Annotated in this window: 13 protein-coding genes; 11 read left to right on the top strand and 2 right to left on the bottom strand. The window is 58.2% G+C overall.

Annotated elements, in window-relative coordinates:
* Positions 1-338 precede the first annotated feature (338 nt).
* From ABIL25_07260 to ABIL25_07210, 11 genes are all read left to right on the top strand, one after another.
* Positions 339-1,145, top strand: coding sequence for a helix-turn-helix domain-containing protein (locus tag ABIL25_07260; protein MEO0082072.1), 807 nt, complete (start codon positions 339-341; stop codon positions 1,143-1,145).
* A complete protein-coding gene (locus tag ABIL25_07255) occupies positions 1,142-2,461 on the top strand; it encodes a NosD domain-containing protein (protein ID MEO0082071.1) in 1,320 nt (439 codons plus the stop codon). The genes ABIL25_07260 and ABIL25_07255 overlap by 4 nt, the downstream gene beginning before the upstream one ends.
* A gap of 3 nt (positions 2,462-2,464) precedes the next feature.
* Positions 2,465-2,743 carry a hypothetical protein gene (locus ABIL25_07250; GenBank protein ID MEO0082070.1) on the top strand — a complete coding sequence of 93 codons (279 nt, stop codon included), beginning with the start codon at positions 2,465-2,467 and terminating at the stop codon, positions 2,741-2,743.
* Between the two features lie 24 nt (positions 2,744-2,767).
* Positions 2,768-3,679, top strand: a complete 912-nt coding sequence (locus ABIL25_07245) for a T9SS type A sorting domain-containing protein (GenBank protein ID MEO0082069.1) — start codon at positions 2,768-2,770, stop codon at positions 3,677-3,679.
* Between the two features lie 81 nt (positions 3,680-3,760).
* Positions 3,761-4,597 carry a hypothetical protein gene (locus tag ABIL25_07240; GenBank protein ID MEO0082068.1) on the top strand — a complete coding sequence of 279 codons (837 nt, stop codon included), beginning with the start codon at positions 3,761-3,763 and terminating at the stop codon, positions 4,595-4,597.
* Positions 4,567-5,121 carry a T9SS type A sorting domain-containing protein gene (locus ABIL25_07235; protein MEO0082067.1) on the top strand — a complete coding sequence of 185 codons (555 nt, stop codon included), beginning with the start codon at positions 4,567-4,569 and terminating at the stop codon, positions 5,119-5,121. Before ABIL25_07240 ends, ABIL25_07235 begins: the two co-directional genes overlap by 31 nt.
* Positions 5,122-5,125: 4 nt before the next feature.
* Positions 5,126-6,451 carry a T9SS type A sorting domain-containing protein gene (locus tag ABIL25_07230; GenBank protein MEO0082066.1) on the top strand — a complete coding sequence of 442 codons (1,326 nt, stop codon included), beginning with the start codon at positions 5,126-5,128 and terminating at the stop codon, positions 6,449-6,451.
* 12 nt (positions 6,452-6,463) lie between these two features.
* Positions 6,464-7,807, top strand: coding sequence for a T9SS type A sorting domain-containing protein (locus tag ABIL25_07225; GenBank protein ID MEO0082065.1), 1,344 nt, complete (start codon positions 6,464-6,466; stop codon positions 7,805-7,807).
* A gap of 2 nt (positions 7,808-7,809) precedes the next feature.
* Positions 7,810-8,091 carry a hypothetical protein gene (locus tag ABIL25_07220; GenBank protein MEO0082064.1) on the top strand — a complete coding sequence of 94 codons (282 nt, stop codon included), beginning with the start codon at positions 7,810-7,812 and terminating at the stop codon, positions 8,089-8,091.
* 24 nt (positions 8,092-8,115) lie between these two features.
* Positions 8,116-9,012, top strand: coding sequence for a VCBS repeat-containing protein (locus ABIL25_07215; protein MEO0082063.1), 897 nt, complete (start codon positions 8,116-8,118; stop codon positions 9,010-9,012).
* 46 nt (positions 9,013-9,058) lie between these two features.
* Positions 9,059-12,550: a T9SS type A sorting domain-containing protein gene (locus tag ABIL25_07210; protein MEO0082062.1), complete on the top strand. Its 3,492-nt coding sequence runs from the start codon at positions 9,059-9,061 to the stop codon at positions 12,548-12,550.
* A 655-nt stretch (positions 12,551-13,205) separates the two neighbouring features.
* Here ABIL25_07210 and ABIL25_07205 read toward each other — a convergent pair.
* Entirely contained in the window at positions 13,206-15,896 is a 2,691-nt protein-coding gene (locus tag ABIL25_07205) for a S8 family serine peptidase (GenBank protein ID MEO0082061.1), read from the bottom strand.
* Positions 15,897-16,128: 232 nt separating this feature from the next.
* On the bottom strand, positions 16,129-17,625 hold the full coding sequence (locus tag ABIL25_07200; GenBank protein ID MEO0082060.1) for a T9SS type A sorting domain-containing protein: 1,497 nt from the start codon (positions 17,623-17,625) through the stop codon (positions 16,129-16,131).
* Between the last annotated feature and the right edge of the window lie 257 nt (positions 17,626-17,882).

Below are 17,882 nucleotides of genomic sequence, written 5' to 3'. Positions count from 1 at the left end.
GTCGAAGGACAGGCAGTGCCGACGCAACCATCTCGACTTCAAGCTGGACAAAGCTCATGATTCGAGTACAAATGTATTCTGAGGCAACGGGGCGTCCTCGAGTACATCCATATATGAGGCAACAGGGGCAGGCCACCCCAGCGCTTTGGTCTTTCGCGGATGGTACTGCCGGCGCCACGACGGACCTGCCGTTACATGACGAGACCCGCGACCAAGAGGCCGGGGCTGCTCAGAAGTCGGTGTGACAAGAATATGCCGGATTGCTTCCGTCAATTGTGTCCGTCCAGGCTGTATGACCAGACTGTTGACACAGCAGGTTACACCCGTATACTGGCGGCATGAAGAGAGAGGAAGGACTGCTTGCTCTTGGTCTGACCCAGCATGAGGCCAGGGTTTACTCGGCTTTGCTGAATATCCGCATCGCCGGTGTCCGCGAACTGAGTGGGGCGACCGGGATTCACCGGCCGCATGTTTACACTGCGCTTCAGCGATTGGTGGACAAGGGAATGGTTAGTCGCAGCCACGGCAAGGTCGGTACATTTGAGGCTTTTTCGCCCCGTGAGGTGTTCAGCCGCAAGATGAGTGAGACACGAGACCTGCTCAAGCTTCAGGCAAAGACTGTCCGGCAGCTCGAGCAGGCTTACCGGAACCGCAAGGACAACGGTCAGGTAAAGCTGTTCGAGGTATTCCGGCCCGGATCGGCCGGTCTGGCCGAGGAGCTACGCCGCGTGAGCCGGGCGCGCAAGGAGCTGCTGACCATGTTCAAGCGCCACCCGCCCGGTATCACCGAGGAAGAGCTTGATGCATGTGACGAGGTAGAAATCAGGCTGATCAAACGCGGGGTCACGGTGCGGTGCGTGTACGAGCGAGCTGCTTTTGACGACAAGGTTCGTCTTCCTCACCTAATGAAAGTGATTAAGGCGGGTGAGCAGGCCCGGGTTGTTGAGGAGGTCCCAATGGGGCTTGTCATCGTTGACAATAGTTCTGCGGCCTTCGGCCTGGCGACCACGCCGGAAGACCGCACCGGTGTTTTCGTGAACAGCCCGGCGTTGGTCAGGCTGCTCAGGGACGCTTTTGAATTCCACTGGCAGAGAGGCTCGGATGCCCGGCAGTTGGTGGCCGGGGCGACTGGAGGAGAGCGATGAATGCGAGGATGTGGTTATTGCTGTTGGCCGGGCTAGCGGTGGGTGTCGGCCAGCCGATGCAGGGCACTTACGTTGTCAGCCTTGCTGGCGGCGGTGACTTTACCAGTTTCAGCCAGGCTGTGGGAGCTCTGCTTGCACGGGGCATGAGCGGAGCGGTTGTATTCGAGGGAACCGAAGGAACCTATGCTGAGGGTATGCTTGACCTGCGCGGCATAAACACCAGTGGAAAGACCCTGACGTTCCGCGCCAAAGCAGGGCATCGGGTCACCATTGACGGGCTAGGCGCCGCGGCCATATTTTTCGCTGATTTCAATTACGGAGCAACTCATAATGTGAAGGTTGAAGGTCTCCGGTTGACGAATTCTTCAACCGGTGGTTGGCCGGTCTATGCGGTTAACCGCTTGAACGGCTGGCGCATTTCAGACTGTGAGTTCGATACGCCGAGCGGGCCGTGGTTCAACGGGTCTTATGACTCGGTCGTCGGGTGCAAACTCAGGCTGACCGGTAACAACGGGGTCTATCTGTACAGCAGCTCCAACTGCTGGGTTGTGAACAACTTCGTGTCCGGTGTGAGAATGAGCGGCATCTACTTCAATTCTGCATCCGGCAACATGGTGTGTAACAATACGGTCATCACCGATTCGACGGCTGCGAACGCAATGGGATTGTACCAGAATCAGAGCTCCAATACTTTCTACAACAACGTCGTTGTCGCATCCTCGTACTGTCTCTATACCGGGTCCCAACCCGCATACTCTGACTTCAACTGCTGGTACCGGCATTCTGGTGACTCCCGTCTGTTCTATCTGAGCAACGTAGGCGCGATGGGCTTGTTGAACTGGCGCAGCCGTTCCGGGAACCGGCTGGACATGAATAGTATGGAGGCAGACCCGCTGGTGGTGGACAGGGTCAACGACCTGCACCTGCAACCTGCTTCGCCCTGTATTGACGCGGGTATGACGGTGGCCGGCGTGACGACCGATATTGACGGCCAGCCGCGTACGGTACCGTATGACATCGGCGCAGATGAGTACCATCCGGTTGGACTCGCAGATAATTCCAGATACCAGATTCTAGATGGCAGATTGCAGATCGAGCCGAATCCGGCGTGTGGCCAAGTTGCCATCCGTCTACCGCCGACCGCGGGCTGCTCAGAACTCAGACTGTACGATGCTGCTGGCAATTGCGTCCTCACTCGGTCATTCGGCCGTTTGACCACTGGGTCGCTTACTCTGGACCTGCGCGGCATCGCAGCGGGCGTGTACCTTGTTCGCCTGGCCTCAGGTCCGTACTCTAACAAGCTGATCGTGAGGTGACTCATGATGCTCCTATCTGCGTTCTGCCTGTTCCTGGCGGTTCCGCGCTTTCAGGGTCCGTACCCGGTCCTCTCAGGCGGCGTGCCGATAGACGTTGGAACCTACAGCATACCATTTGTCGCTGACTGGACTCAGGATGGCAGGAAGGACCTTATCGTCGGCCAGTTCGACTCCGGATTTGTGCGCTGCTACCCGAACGTCGGTCCTGATTCGGCTCCGGTATTCGATGGCTTTTTCTATCTTGAAGCGTCGGGCGAGCGCATCAGGCTACCCTTCAGTTGATGCCAGGGGTCGAGTCCACAGGTTGTGGACTGGAACTCAGACGGTGTGCGTGACCTCATCAGCGGCGACCGGGGCGGATACGTGAATGTGTTCATTCAGACTGACACCGGGCTGGTCGCTTACTATCGGATCGCCAAGCAGAATGGTGATACGTTCGATGTCGGAACCAGCTCAACGCCCGCGGTAATGGACTGGAATTCCGACGGCCGCAAGGACCTGATTATCGGTCGGGAAACCGCAACGAGTCTTCTGTACCTGAACGTCGGCACGGACACTGCACCGGCATTTCAGGACTCAATCATAATGACCTCGGGTGGTAGCTGGATAATATTCGGCCGCAGTCAGGTGAGTGCGTTTGACATAGACCAGGACGGCCGCAAGGACGTCATCTACGGCGAGATCGGCGGATACGTGCACGTCTATCTCAACACCGGGCCCGACTCCTTTCCGAGACTTGTGCGTGCTGACACACTGATGACCGTGAACGGCGTCAAGATAATGCCCCCGGGCTCGCCGTCCCGTGAGTCCAAGTGTGGGTTCTGCGACTGGAATAACGACGGTACGCCCGACCTCCTGATCGGCGGCTACGCCGGATTGATAGACCTGTATCTGGGCGTGCCACAGGTGGGACAGGCAGAGGATACGAGATGTCAGATTTCAGATAACAGACTGCAGATTGAGCCGAATCCGGCCCGGACGCACGCCTTGGTTCGGGTATCGTGGGCAAGTCTGGCCGGTCAGACGCATCGGGCCGAGCTTCGAGTGTACGACCCAGATGGCCGCTGCGTCCGTTCCGTTCAGCTCACCTGGTCGCCTGGTCACCTGACCACTTGGTCTTTCCCACTTGACCTGCGCGGACTAACGAACGGAGTGTATCTTGTGCGTTTGATGTACGGAGGCCTGGCCGAGACGCGGTCGCTTGTTGTCCGGCAATGAAATGAATACCACGATAGGACCAGCCCGGGTCTCACAGGACCGGAAACAACCAAACCCCCATAGTCGAGAAAAGGAGGCAGTATGCCAGCAAGTAGCATCAGGACTGCAATGCCGGTCGCGTGTCTTCTGTTGGCCATGGCAGGCCTGTCAGCTGGCGTTGATGCAATCGAGGTGCCTGAACTCGTCAATTTCCAGGGCAAACTCACCGACGCCAGCGGCAACCCGCGCAACGACACGCTCACAATGACATTCCGCATCTACGACGACTCAAGTGGCGGCAGAAAGTACTGGGAGGAAACGCAGGACCAGGTTGAGGTACTGGACGGACTGTTTCATGTCCTGTTGGGCAGCGTGGTGCCGCTGGTCCCGGGAACGAGTCTGCCCTCAGGTCCGGACTGCTGGTTCGAGGTCGAAGTTGCAGGCCAGCCGGCGGTTCCGAGGACAAGGATGGCCAGCGTACCCTATGCCCATGCGGCTCAAAAGGCTGAGGACGTCTCTCAGAAGGGCGCAACCACTGGTCAGGTACTCAAGTGGAGCGGGACCGCATGGATGCCCGGTGCTGATGAGGGAGGCAATGTAACCTACGGTACCTTTTCCAAGGACTTCACGACGTTGAATGGACGTACCGTATATAACCTGACTATTCTTTTCGCTCCGGGAACTGGGCCGAAAGCAGGCGACTACTTCTTCGTGCAGTTCGACACCCTCTGGCCCTGGCAGTGCATCACCTACAACACCGGGACTGTGCCGGTTGACGATCAGGTCGTCATCCGCACTGTAAATCAGAACACTACAGCGGTTGACCCGCCGCTGTGCACCTGGCGGTATATCTGGGTACACAACTTCTCGCTTGACCGCGTTGGCCGGGCCGTAGTACTCAAGCAGGCATGGGCAACCGAGGCCGGCCGGCTGGAATGAGGGGCGGCGTGATACGCGAAGCAACAGTCTTGACGCTCGTTGTTGGCATCGTAGTGAGCGGAAAAGGGCGGGCGGATGTGCTGGCGTGGTATTCGTTCAACTCGGCCGGCAGGGAGTGTGTTTCGCCGGGACAGAAACTTAGCGGTTCGATGGCGCAGTCTATCCAAGGCCGCGGTGTGGCTGGTGACCTGCGCGGGTACTGGGGTTTCTGGTACGGATTCGGAGCCGCGGGCGGTATTGTCGGCACGCCAGCACCTTCGCAGGTCAACCTGGCGATTGTGCCCAGCATTCTGGTGGGCAATCGCGCTACTCTGCGCTGCTATTCGGTTGGAACCGGTCCAGTGGACCTGGCAGTATTTGATGCAGTTGGCCGCTGCATTCTTGCCCGCAGAACTGTGGCAACGGAGGACAAATTGTCTGTTCCGCTGGACTTCGGTGCTCTGCCAGGTGGCGTGTATGTTGTCCGGCTCAAGGCAAACGGATCCAGCGCCAGCCAGAAGTTGGTTGTCAACCGAGAGGAGTAGGGTAATGAAGCAGGCACTTGCGGCTATCTTTGTGCTTGCGACTTCTATGGCCGTGGCTGACCCGTTGAACGGTACCTACACTATCAAGAAGGACGGTTCAGGTGACTTCTACAGCTTCACCGATGCGGCTTCGGCGCTCGTGACCAGAGGTCTGTCTGGTGACGTTGTATTCGAGGCCTACGACGGCATCTATGACGATGGTGTGGTAGATATGCGTTATGCGAACACTGCAGGTAAGACGGTCACGTTTCGGCCCGCGGTCGGCCAGTCGGTCACGGTGTGTGCGCCCGGCGCCGGATTCATCTTCTGGGCCTCGGGCGACCTTGCGCCCACCCATTACATCAAGATTCAAGGGCTGACTCTGAAGGATTGCGCCGGCTGGGCGGTCTGTGCCCCGCGCTGCCATTTCTGGACGGTGTCGAACTGCCGAATTCAGACCGACCGTGGCATCATGTTTGGCGGAAGCTTCGACTCGGTCCTCAACTGCGACATCCAGGTCACCGGCACGACCAGCAGCATCGGCATATATTTCGCCGGTTCAAGTGGCTTTGCCGCCAACAACTTCGTTTCCGGCGCGACCGGAATGGGAGTGTACACTCTGAACGCTTCTGGTACGAAACTGCACTGCAATACACTCATCACCGACTCGGCATCCGTCAACGCTATCGGTATCTACGAGAACGGCAGTAGGAGCACGCTGAGAGGCAACGTCATCGTGGGCAGCTTGGTTGCCTATAGCGGCGGTTCCTTTCCCGCCTCCTCGAACTACAACTGCTGGTATAAGCACGACGGCAGCGAGAATCTGTTCTATGTGTCCAACATTCGCTATCTCACGATGGAGAGCTGGCGCAGCCGTTCTCATCTTGATACTAACAGCTTCCGGGCCGACCCTTTGGTCGTGGATAAGTGGACAGACCTTCACCTTCAGGCCTCTTCACCCTGTATCGGTAGCAGCGCTCCGATTGCCGGCATCCTAACCGATTTCGACGGCGAGCCCCGTGATGCTCAACCGGATATCGGCGCGGATGAGTACTATCCGGTCGGTCTTGTAGACGATACCAGCTTCCAGATATCAGAATGCAGATTGCAGATTGAGCCGAATCCGGCCTGCAGATACGTCCGAGTGTCATTGACCGGTCAGGCTAGTTCGACGTGTCAGACCGAGCTTCGGCTTCATGATGCTTCTGGACGCTGCGTCCTCGTTAGGCCGCTGGATCACTCGACCACTGGGCCGCTTGTGCTCGATCTGTGTGAACTGAGTAGCGGCGTCTATTTTGTCCGGGTGCCTGCTGGCAGTTGCTCGGTCACAGAGAAGCTCGTCGTGCGCTGATTGGATTTTGGTGTGAATACACATCGCGTGCTGCTTGCCGCTTGTCTGGGCGCCGGTGCGGCACTCGCTCTGGTCACGCGTTACGTTGGCCCGGAGCGCAATCCGCCCCACTTCAAGACCGTGGCTGCGGCGTGCAGTTCGGTCAGCCGCCGGACCCTAACCGAGGAGCACCTGTTCCTTATTGACCCCGGCACCTACACCGGCGCATGCGAAATCAGTAATTGCACGACCTGGTACTACCCGCTTACGTTCCGGCCCCTAAAGGCTGGGACCGTGACGCTCGATGCCGCGGGTGCCCAGACCGGGTTCTATGTGTACAACACCGACAACGTTAAGCTCGAAAGCCTCAACTTCACCGGTGCGGCGACTTCCGCGGTCTATTTCTACAACACCCATGCTACCACGCCTTTCTGTAAGTACTGCCGCATCAGCGGCTGCACCATTACGGGCAACGCGTACTACGGCATCCGGATGGAAGGCGTGTACGATTCGGACAGCGTCATCGGCAATCGGGTGCTCAACACCAACCTGTACGGTATCTATTTCAACTGGGCTCGACCCGGGCAATGCGTGTTCAACAACTACGTGTCCGGCTGGACTTACCAGGGCATCAGCCTGAACGATATGGCGTACGGATACTGCTACGGCAACACCGTTCTGAGCCCGACCGGCTCTTCCCGCGCTGCGCACTGCGTCAACATCAACGACTGCGCTTCCTGGAACGTGTACAACAACATTTTCTGGAGCCGCAACACGAACACCAACTCGGCATGCATCCACCTCAATAACTCGGCTCAACCGAAGTCGAAGCACAACAACCTGTGGAAGGCTGCGGGCAGCAACATAGCCATCAACGGAGCCACCAAGTACTCTTCAATGTCTCACTGGCAAGGGGTCGGATTTGACACAAACAGCATCTCTCTGGACCCGCAGCTCGCGCCGGGCGACTATCATCTTCAGCCGTCTTCGCCGTGCATCGGCCGGGCACGACCGTTTCCAGACATACCCAGGGACATAGACGGCGACCCGCGCGATGCCGAACCTGACATCGGTTGCGACGAGTACTGCCCAACCATACTTGAAGAAGGTGCTAGGTTCCCGGCACCTGGTACCGGCTTGCGGATTGAGCCGAATCCGACCCGAGGGCAGGTCGCTGTCCGTATACCGCCGAGCGCAGACCGCTCTGAACTCAGGTTCTTCGATTCTCAAGGACGCTGCGTTCTCCATCACCCCATCCCTTCATCACTGCATCAATCTTTCATACGGCTCGACCTGCGCGACCTCGCGCCAGGAGTCTATCTTGTCCGACTAACCGCCGGCGGGCTCTGGGCCGGCACTAAACTGATAGTGAGGTGACGATGATACTGTTTTACACGCTTTGTCTGTTCACGGCCACTCCGCGTTTTCGGGAACCTGTTCCTGTGCTCTGCAAAGGCGTGCCAATTGACGTTGGGCGATATGGCGTGCCGGCAATGGGCGACTTGGATGGTGACGGAAACAAGGACTTCGTCGCAGGTGAGTTCGATTCCGGATTTGTGCGCTTCTATCCCAATGTCGGGCCTGATTCCTGGCCGGTGTTTGATACGTTCTATTTGGTAGAGGCGTCGGGGTCACGCATCCGTCTGCCGAACCGGAGTTGATGTTTGGGCTCGAGTCCACAGGTTGTGGACTGGAATCAGGACGGTAAGATGGACCTGATCAGCGGAGATGCGGACGGCTGTTTCAATGTGTTCATCCAGCGCGACAGCGGGTTCGAGGCGTTCTATAAGTACAGATTGCTCAACGGCGACACGCTCGACGCCGGGACTCAGTCAGTGCCGACAGTAGCGGACTGGAACCGGGACGGAAGGCGTGACCTCATCATTGGAATCCAGGCGAGCCGGATACTCTTGTACCTGAACCAGACGTCCGACACCTGGCCGATGTTCCAGAACTGGAGCTACATCTATTACGCCAACGGCTTCCCTATCATTCTGGGGCGGTCGGCCCCGGCCGTTGTTGACTTGGACCGGGATGGTAAACAGGACCTTCTCTCCGGCGAGGGAAACGGTTGGGTGCATTTCTTCCGAAACATCGGGTCAGACACGAATCCCGCACTGGCCAGCGGTGAGACCTTGAAGACAGTGTCTGGTGTGCCGCTTCGTCCGGACGGCATAATCAAGCGCGACTCGAAGATTGGGGTCGGTGACTGGAACAACGACGGCTATTTTGACATCCTCATCTGTGGTGACGACGGTCTGGTCACGCTGTATCTTGGTGTTCCAGAAACCGGGGTGGAGGATGATCTCGGATTGCAGATACCAGCACACAGATTGCGGGTTGAGCCGAATCCGGCCCAAAGGTATGTCCGGGTGTCGTGGACCGGTCAGACTTGTAAGACGAGTCTAACCGAGCTTCGGCTTTACGATGCTTCTGGCTGCCTCGTCCTGCCAGCGAACTGCGCAAGAGTGGGAGCGTCGAGCGTCGTCCTTGAGCTAGGCGGCCTGGCTCCTGGCGCGTACTTCGCGTGTCTGACCGCCACACATCAAACTGAAACCGCTAGTTTTGTGGTTGCCAAATGACCGGTATGCATTGGAGATAGGGTCCTAAACAGCAAGGAGAAGTAGGATGTGTGTAGCAAGAGGTAGATTATCAGGAGCAACGCTGGCATTGGTCGTGTTGCTCGGCCTTGGCGCAGCGTCTTCCTCAAGCACGAGCGCATTAGCCGAGGTAAGAGTCTATCCCGACAAGAGCAACTGGTGGACCGGGTATGTTTGGTACCGGCCAAGTTACCCTCCGCCCAATACGTATGGCCGCCAAGATGGCATAGTATGCTTTCAGGGTAGCAATGGTTCGCCCAGCCGCGTTGAGTGGCGCGGCTGGATGAAGTTCAACCTAAGTTCAATTCCGGACGGAGCCACGATTCTAGCTGCTTCATGCAGCTACTACTGCTACTCAGCCGAGAACACGCCCCTGCTCTTCTTGACCCATCTCACCCAGGACCCAATGTTCCGTACTCCAGAAGAGGTCTTTGGCCTGGTCGGTGCCGGAACCCGCGTGATTGACGAGTCGATCCCGCACCCCGGCACTGGCTGGTATCTGAACCGGCCGCTCAATCCTGCGGGTCTGGCTGCAATTCAGGCCGGTCTGGCGTCCGACTGGGTGGCGCTTGGATTTCTGGAACTGGACCATCCGGGCATTCCCAGCCGCTACGGGATCGCCCTGGGGGGAAAATCGCAGAACTATGAACCCTACCTGACTGTTACTTACACGACCGAGCCGCAGTTGCCCGGGGTTCGGGTGGATACGCCCAATGGCGGCGAGAACTGGGTAATCGGCACGAACCGGACGATAGTCTGTACGCACTATGGTGGGGCCGCAGTTACTGATTCGGTGCTCATCTCAAGAAACGGCGGTACAGATTGGGAGTTTCTGTTCAAGGAACCAGCGGCAAACACGCATGATTGGATCGTGACCGGGCCTGCTACAGCTCAAGCCCGGATTCGAGTCGTGGCCATCAATGCGGTCGGGACTGGTGCAGACGACTCCGACGCCGACTTCACCATTTCGTCGGCACTGCAGAAGCCGACCGTGCTGCTTGTTTCTCCTAATGGCGGCGAGACTTGGACAATCGGAACTGAACAGATAGTCAGTTGCGTCCATACTGGCGGAGATGCCGATTACGACTCCTTGCTAGTTTCGCGTAACAGCGGAGCGGACTGGGAGTTTCTGTTCAAAGCTGCAGCAGCCAATGCCCACCACTGGACCGTGAGCGGGCCAGCCACTACACAGGCAAGAATCCGCATCGTGGCGGTCAATGCAGTCGGCCAGGGCTATGATGACTCCAACGGCGACTTCACCATTGCGGACCCGGTCCAGGCACCAGAAGTCCGCGTGCTTGTGCCGAATGGCGGCGAGGCGTGGGTCATTGGTGAACAACAGGTGATTGAGTGCGAACACACGGGCGGCCCAGCAGTCACTGACTCGGTGCTGATTTCCCGCAATGGCGGACTGGACTGGGAGTTCCTGTTCAAGGAGCCAGCGGCAAACACCCATGACTGGACCGTAACCGGCCCGACCACGGCCCAGGCACGGATTCGGGTTGTAGCCATCGCGGCATCAGGCGAGACCGGCAGGGATGATTCAGATGACGACTTCTCTATCGTTTCAGAACTTGAGCCGCCGACGGTTACTCTGATTCAGCCCAATGGCGGGCAGTACCTTGTGGTTGGTGAGACCTACCAGATAAGATGGTCGCATGGCGGAGGCATGCCGGTGACGAATTCGGTCTGGTACTCGACCAACAACGGAGCCGATTGGCTTCCAATAGAGCTGGGCATCACACCGCCGGTGACAGAGTACGACTGGGAAGTGCCCAATACGCCTACCACTCAGGGCCGGGTGCGCGTGCAGGCTGCAAACAGAGCCGGGTCAGGTGAGGCGGTGAGCCGCGACCCGTTCGAGATTGGCACCAGCCCGCAGCCGCCCCAAGTTGAGGTGCTGATTCCCAACGGCGGGGAGACCTGGGTGGTCGGAACCGAGCAGACTATTTCATGCCGGCATACCGGCGGTACCGCGGTCACGGATTCTATCCTACTTTCGGTTGATGCCGGCGCCACCTGGCTGTTCTTGATGAAGGTGCCAGCCGCAGAGAACCACCGTTGGACCGTTGTCCCGATTCCGACCACTCGGGCCCGTATCCGCATAGTCGCAATCAGCGCTTCGGGCGAAACCGGGTCTGATGACTCGGACCGCAATTTCTCAATTGTGCTAGACCCGAGCTGGCCTTATGGCTGGCACGAAGTCAGAAGTCTGCCTGAGTTGCCGAGCGGCAAGCCGGCCAAGGATGGTGCCTGGCTCGTCACCGGGCCTGCGCCATACAGCATCAAGTTTGCAGCCGGCTGTGAAGTGCAGGTCGGCAGTTGCCTATACGTGACTAAGGGTTACAAGACCGGCGACTTCTACTTGTACGAGCCTTTCGGTAACACCTATGTTCCCTTGGAAACGATACCATCGGATGAACAAGGTCGTATCAAACTGCTGTCCAAAGGGTCTTGCGGCGCATCGGACCAGATCCGTTTCGTATATCTGGTCAAAGGCAACAACACCCTGGGATTCTGGCAGTATGATACTGAGAGAGATTCCTGGTCCCGTCTGCCCGATGTGCCGGCCGGCCCAGACCGGAAGAAAGTCAAGGGTGGTTCAGACCTGGTCTATGTGCGCAAGGCTGACACCGGGTTTATATATCTGCTCAAGGGCTATCGCACCGAGTTCTACCGATACAACGTCAATTCCAGGGTTTGGGATACGCTTCAGGCTGTGCCGTATGGAACCAGGCCGAAATACGACAAGGGGTCATTTCTGGTTCACGATGGTGCTGGCCGCCTCTACGTTCACCAGGCAAAGTACTTCAATCCACAAAACGGGTGTCACTACATGTTCTGCTACGATACAAGGGTAGAATCATGGCAGCCGACTCAGCTCAAGGGCTTGCCTCTGTCCGGACTGCATTCCGGCCGAGTCAGGAACAAGAAGTCAAAAGACGGCGCGGCGGGTGCCTGGTACCAAGGTCGGCTGTACGCACTCAAGGGTGGGAATACCCAGCAGTTTTTCTGTTACACCCCCCAGGCTGATTCGTGGCGTGAGCTCGATACCATTCCGAGCAACGGCACTACCGGCGGGAAGAAGTTCGTCAAGGCCGGAGGAGACCTGGTTTACTTCGGGTACGGCGCTTTCTTTGCACTGAAGGGTAACAAGACCCGGGAACTGTGGCGCTATCGCCAGCCGCCGTCAGCAGCCGGTTTATGGCTTGCGATAGACCGCCCAGGAGTGCAGGCGGACAGCTCTGCTGTAGGTGGTCCGCAGTTTACGGTCTGGCCGAACCCGGTTGGGAACGGATGGGCAGCCCTGATGCTCAGTGGCCATCTAGCCCGGCAGACCAGATGTCTAGTGCGCATCTATGACACTGCTGGCCGGTGTGTGCTTGTCCGTCCCCTTGCCATTGGTGATGGGCCATTGGGTATTCCGCTCGACCTTCGAAGTCTGAGCACGGGCGTATATCTTATCCGGTTCGACGCCGATGGATTGACACAGACCCGCAAGCTGGTAGTACAGAGATAGCATCTAGTCGGACCAATTTGCAGGTGCTAGTACGCTGCCCGGGTCAGTTCGCAACTGTCGTACTCTCCGGAGGGCAGCGTATGCGGCATCTCAATAGTGTGTCTAACCGTCGTAACTGCGGTTGTTGCACGACCTGCCGTCTGTCGTGTTGCCTGTCAATTTGCCTGAGCAAAGTCGTTTAGGCTGCCCAAACTGTATACCATGTCCTGATAATAGAGCGTAACCCATGTCCTGCTCTTGACCGGGGGAGTGACTCCCCCACTCATTTGCGGTGCGAGTTGCCGTTCGGACCTAACTGTCGTCAGGAAAGTTGGTTATAGCGAGAATTGAGGTGTGGGACGGTATTCGAGCGTGGGAGCCGGGTAGTGATCGAGTTCAAGTTCGAGGCAATCAATCAGGGCCGGTTTGAGTATTCGGCCGAGCCTTTCTGCCAGTCTTGGCTTGATTTCTGCTTCCGCAATCGGTCTGAGTCCTGCTGGCGGTTTTATTCTGAGGCGGATGCCGAGTTAGAGTCTTGGCCTCTAGCCCGCGATACGGGAGGGGCATCGGTAGTTGTGTCAGACAGTGGAAGCGGCTGCGTCTCTCGCGAGCGTGGTCAAGTGACAGTGAAGGGGCGGATTCTTGGTCCGCCCCTTTTATCTGAATGAGTCGGGGTCTATCTGAGCACGGCTGCCTTCTGGGCAAAGACGCCTTCTGACGTAACGAGCTGAACAAAGTATGTGCCACTTGCTAGGTCTGCCGCCTCGAGCACAAACCCGGTCCGCTCGCCAAGTTTGACCGTCTTCGTCTGGCTGTTGACCAGCCGGCCGTTTACCGAATAGGTGCGGAGTTCGACTTGCCCTGAGACCGGCGCGATGAACTCGACCCGGCAGCTCCGAGAGAATGGATTCGGCGTGATGTTCAGAACATAGGGTCGTGAGTCCGGAGCTATCGGCGGCCGCTCTTCAACTCCGGGTACGCCTTCACCGAACCACAGAAGTATGCGCCGGATAAGGGTCCATTTCTGGAGGTAGCGCGTCACCGAGTGGTCAATTGCTTCGAACGGAATCGAGAAGAACACCACGTGGTAGTTGCCGGAATACCGGACAACCGCTTGCAGGGTAGTGTCGGCGTAGTCTTTGAAGAAGGCGCAGCCAACTCCGCCACCAACCGGCCGCACGCCGTCAAGCGACTGGCCATTGTTCGCGCCACCGCCACCACCGGCAACCATGGTGTCACCACCGGTAATCGGATCGCCGACATAGCCGACAAGGTAAGGTTTGCCGGTTGATGGCTCGACGAACTGAGCGTGCAGGTAGTCGGCAAGGAAAGACTCGCTGGCGATGTTCTGGGCAAGGCTCTTGCCTGAGATGAGGAGTTTGCCGCCGTTGTCAAGGAATGCAGCAAGATTGGTACGGTCGGTCGCCGTCAGAGTTGTGAGCGAATCGTCACCGGTGTACCAGATTACAACCGGGTAGTGTTTCAGTGTGTCGGCCGAAGGTGAACCTTGGGCCTGGACGTTGAAGGTGTGGTAGAGCACACCGTTGGAGTCGCAAGCCGAGGTGTACCAGCGTTCGTAGTTCTGACCGAGGTCGTCATCAACAATCAGGACCCGAGGTTCGCCCGAAATAGAGGTGAAGCTCGTGTCCGGCCAGGCTGGGGTCGGCGTGGCCGTGACCGTGAGGCAGAAGGTGTACTGCTGTGGCGGTGTGCCGGGCGGTATTGAGATGACAAACGAATCGGCCGAGCAGTTGCCTGAAGAACCAGCCGGAATGTCCGGGAAGGTAGCGGTGCCCTTGAGAATCTGGACTCGGGAGCTTGACGCGGTCAGCGTGGCCGATACACCGGTGGCGTCTCGCCAGCCAGCCGCGTTTGAGTAGGTAACGACAAGGGCTGCGGTTTCGCCCGGGTCAGGCCGGCCGTTGCCGTTGCCGGAGGCATCGTTGAACCGACGGTCGGTCAGACGCAGGTCGCAGTAGAAGAGTGGTAGAACAAGATTGGCCATCGAGACCCGGCCCGCGCCAAGTTTACCCTGGCGGTAAAGCGGGTCAGGCATCGAATCACACGCCGCATGCATCTTTGAGGTGCAGGCATCGTTGGTGAGTGCAGGGTCAAATGACTTCATCCAGCAGGCAACGCCTGCGGCTAGGGGGCAGGACATCGAGGTTCCGCTCAGGGACCCGTATGAGCCATTGCACTGATTTAGGGTTGCGAGGATTCCGTCACCCGGCGCAGTTATGTCCACCCAGGTGCCGTAGTTGGACCAGGATGTCTTTGTGTCCTGAGTACCGGACGCGGCGACGTTTTCGACCCCTTCATGGCAGGCTGGGTAGCGAACTGCTTCCGCTCCGTCGTTGCCGGCCGAACCGTAGAGCACGCGGCCTTCGGACCAAGCGTACATGCAGGCGTCAGCTAGGGCCTGCGAAGGGTAGGACGAGCCGAAGCTCATCGAAACGGCCCAGATTCCTTCAGGCACGGCGTAATAGATAGCCCCGACCGCCTGGCCAATGTAGATGCCGCCGCCAAAGCCACAGCGGACCGCGAGCGAGCGGGTGTTCCACGTCGTACCAGCCACGCCTTCGGCATTGTTCGTGACCGCGTTGACAATGCCCCAGCAGTGGGTGCCATGATCGTCTGGAGGTGACGGCATTGGATTAGGTTCACCTTCGACAAAGTCCCAGCCGATAACGTCGTCGGTGTAGAAGTTACCGTCGTTGTCAATGCCGTCCATGTCGCCGTCAGGCGGAGGCAGGGTATCGAACCGGCCATTGCCGTTTATGTCCTCAGGTCCGTTTATCCAGATGTTATCCTGGATATCGGGATGGAGCCAGTCCAGGCCTTGGTCAATCACCAGGTTTGTGACCGAGGTGTCACCCTTGGCCACGCCCCAGGCAAACGGTGCGCCAAGCCGGGCAAGGTGCCATTGGGAGACGTAACGTGGGTCGTTTGGTTCTTCATCAACCGGCATGCGGATGTTCGGCTCGGCGAATTCGACCAATCCGGTTGCTAGGTAGGCTGCGGCGACCGCAGGGGCATCAAACCCGGTGTTGAACTGAACGAGGTATTGGAGGTCGCAGCCAAGCGCGACTGCTGTTGGATCCGGATTGGGATTACGCATCAATGGCATGATATCGTCAACGTGGAATCGTCTTGAGAGTTCGTCGAGCTTCGGTACCGAAAAGAGAACAATACCGTCCACCTCAGTGAGGTTGACTTGGCCGCGCAGTTCGGGCGCAAGCTCGACAATGAGCTGACCAGACACGTATTGGACTCCGTCAGCACGAGTGACGAGCGGCCGGGTCATGTCTGGTGCACTAAGACCGAGTGTAATCAGAGCTGTTACCAGAACCAGGACTGTCTTGAACATCAGAAGCCTCCTGCTATCTTTGGTTCGCTTTCAGACTCTCTGCCCCAATCATAGAGTAATCGAGCAGACAAGTCAATTCTATCTGACTACGAGCCAACACAACTGAGAAGGACATCCGTAGAGACACCGGAACCGATTCATGATGCGCAAGGGCACGCGTCATCATCCGCCGGCGGTTGCTAAATAGAACACGGGGCGCCCGAAGGCGCCCCGATGCGAGAAGGTAATAGGCCTAGTCTAGCAGCAGGACTTTGGCCACTGATTCCCGGTCCGGAAGTCTCGCTTTCAGAAAGTACACGCCGGGCGCAAGTCCTCTCGGCTGCCAGACAAGACGGCTTGCGCCAGCCGGTGTCGTGAAGCTGATCTGTTCGACCTCGCGGCCAGCAGCATCAAATATGCATAGTTCAACCGGGCCAGCAGTCGCAGTGAAGTAATTTACCATCGTGCTGCGGAAGAACGGGTTGGGCGACAGGAACAGCGGGCGCTCGGCCGTGGCAAACCATGGCCGGGGACTAGCAATGCCTAGAAGGTTTGCATCGTACCAGCGCTGGGCACTGTCGCCGCCGATGTACCAGTTCGACCGGCTGTTGGCGCCAACTACGGCAAACGCAACCCGCTGGGTCGCACCGGTTGCGAGGTTGAACGGACCAGCCGAAGCAACGATTGACCAGTCGTAGCTGCGGTTAGACTGGCGCTGGACAATAGTGCCGTTCAGCAGCTGGTACTTCTGGGTATCGGTCATCGCAGTTGGGGGATACACGTAGAGCGCGTGGTCAACTGCAGTCAGGTTAGCAAACCTGGTCGGATCGAGCAGGACAAATCCAACGGTCGGGTTCTCGCTCGAGGACTGGCACATCCAGACCGAACGCCGGACCGTGTCCGAGCCGGCGATGTTTGCGGTTGGTGTGGAGCCAATGTCAAAGTCTCCAATCATGCCGACATACAGGCCGTTGATAGCGCCTGAGCCGTTGTTCTTGAAGTCGAAGACACCGATTGCCCAGTCGGAGTAGCCGGGCGTTGCATTCATATACCAGTGCTGCTCGACCGCCAGCCCCTTTGCTCCGGGGTGGCCAGCGTCGCTCATTGTATTGACCCAGTGCTCGTCAGCAGGGGTGGGAGGGATGATGAAGCGGAAACTGTCAGTCATCCGCCAGTCCTTGTTTGTCGGCCCGTTCGCAGGCCGGGAGTAAAAGTGGTCCACGAGGTATGCACCGTCGTTGCCGGCCATCACGCTGCCGAAATACAGTGCATTGGCCCCGGCCTTAGGCACTTGGAATCCGATGCCTCCGATAGCACCGGTCGGTTCGTCAAAGCCGATAGAACCTATACCGCAGACTGAGAGCGCGACCGTACCGGTGTCGAGAGTTATGATGTACTGTCCGGGCACGGGCGCAATACCGATCGTGAGCCGGAACACGTAGGTCCAATCGTGGGCCCAGTTGTCTGAGTGGACGTACAGGGTGCAGGGGACCTGCGTCCCTGGCGGAATCGTCCCCTGGGCATAGGCCGCAAACCGGTCCGCGTCATTGTTGCGACTCGCACCAGCCGGAATCGTGCCAAAGCTGCCAACCGAATCGGTTATCTGGAACTGGCTGTATCCAGAGCGCAGCTTCGCAGTCACGTTCTGGGCCTCTTCATTACCCAAGTTCCTTAGCGTCACGACAAGCTGTCCGCTCTCACCCGGATCAAACCGGCCATTGCCGTTGCCGCCAGGCGGCGGGTCATACACAGTGTTGCTGAGATAGGTTACGTACGGACCAGTACCAAGGTTGACAAGCGAAACGTCGTCGGCGAAGACCTTCGCCTCAGGCGTACCTCAACCACTGTACGTGTAAGCGTAGAGCGCAACCTCGACCCTTGCAACCTGGGCCGGGTTCACACCTGGCAGGTTCTGGGCAAGCTCCTCAGCGATGCCAAGGGTATATTCGGCCCACGCCGGGTTGGTAATTCGCTTCAGACTCAGGGTCGGCGAAGGAGTCCAGTCAG

The organism is candidate division WOR-3 bacterium (genome assembly GCA_039801365.1).
In the GTDB taxonomy this organism is placed as follows: domain Bacteria; phylum Hydrothermota; class Tepidihabitantia; order Tepidihabitantales; family Tepidihabitantaceae; genus JBDRUN01.
This window is presented reverse-complemented; position numbering and strand designations above follow the sequence as displayed.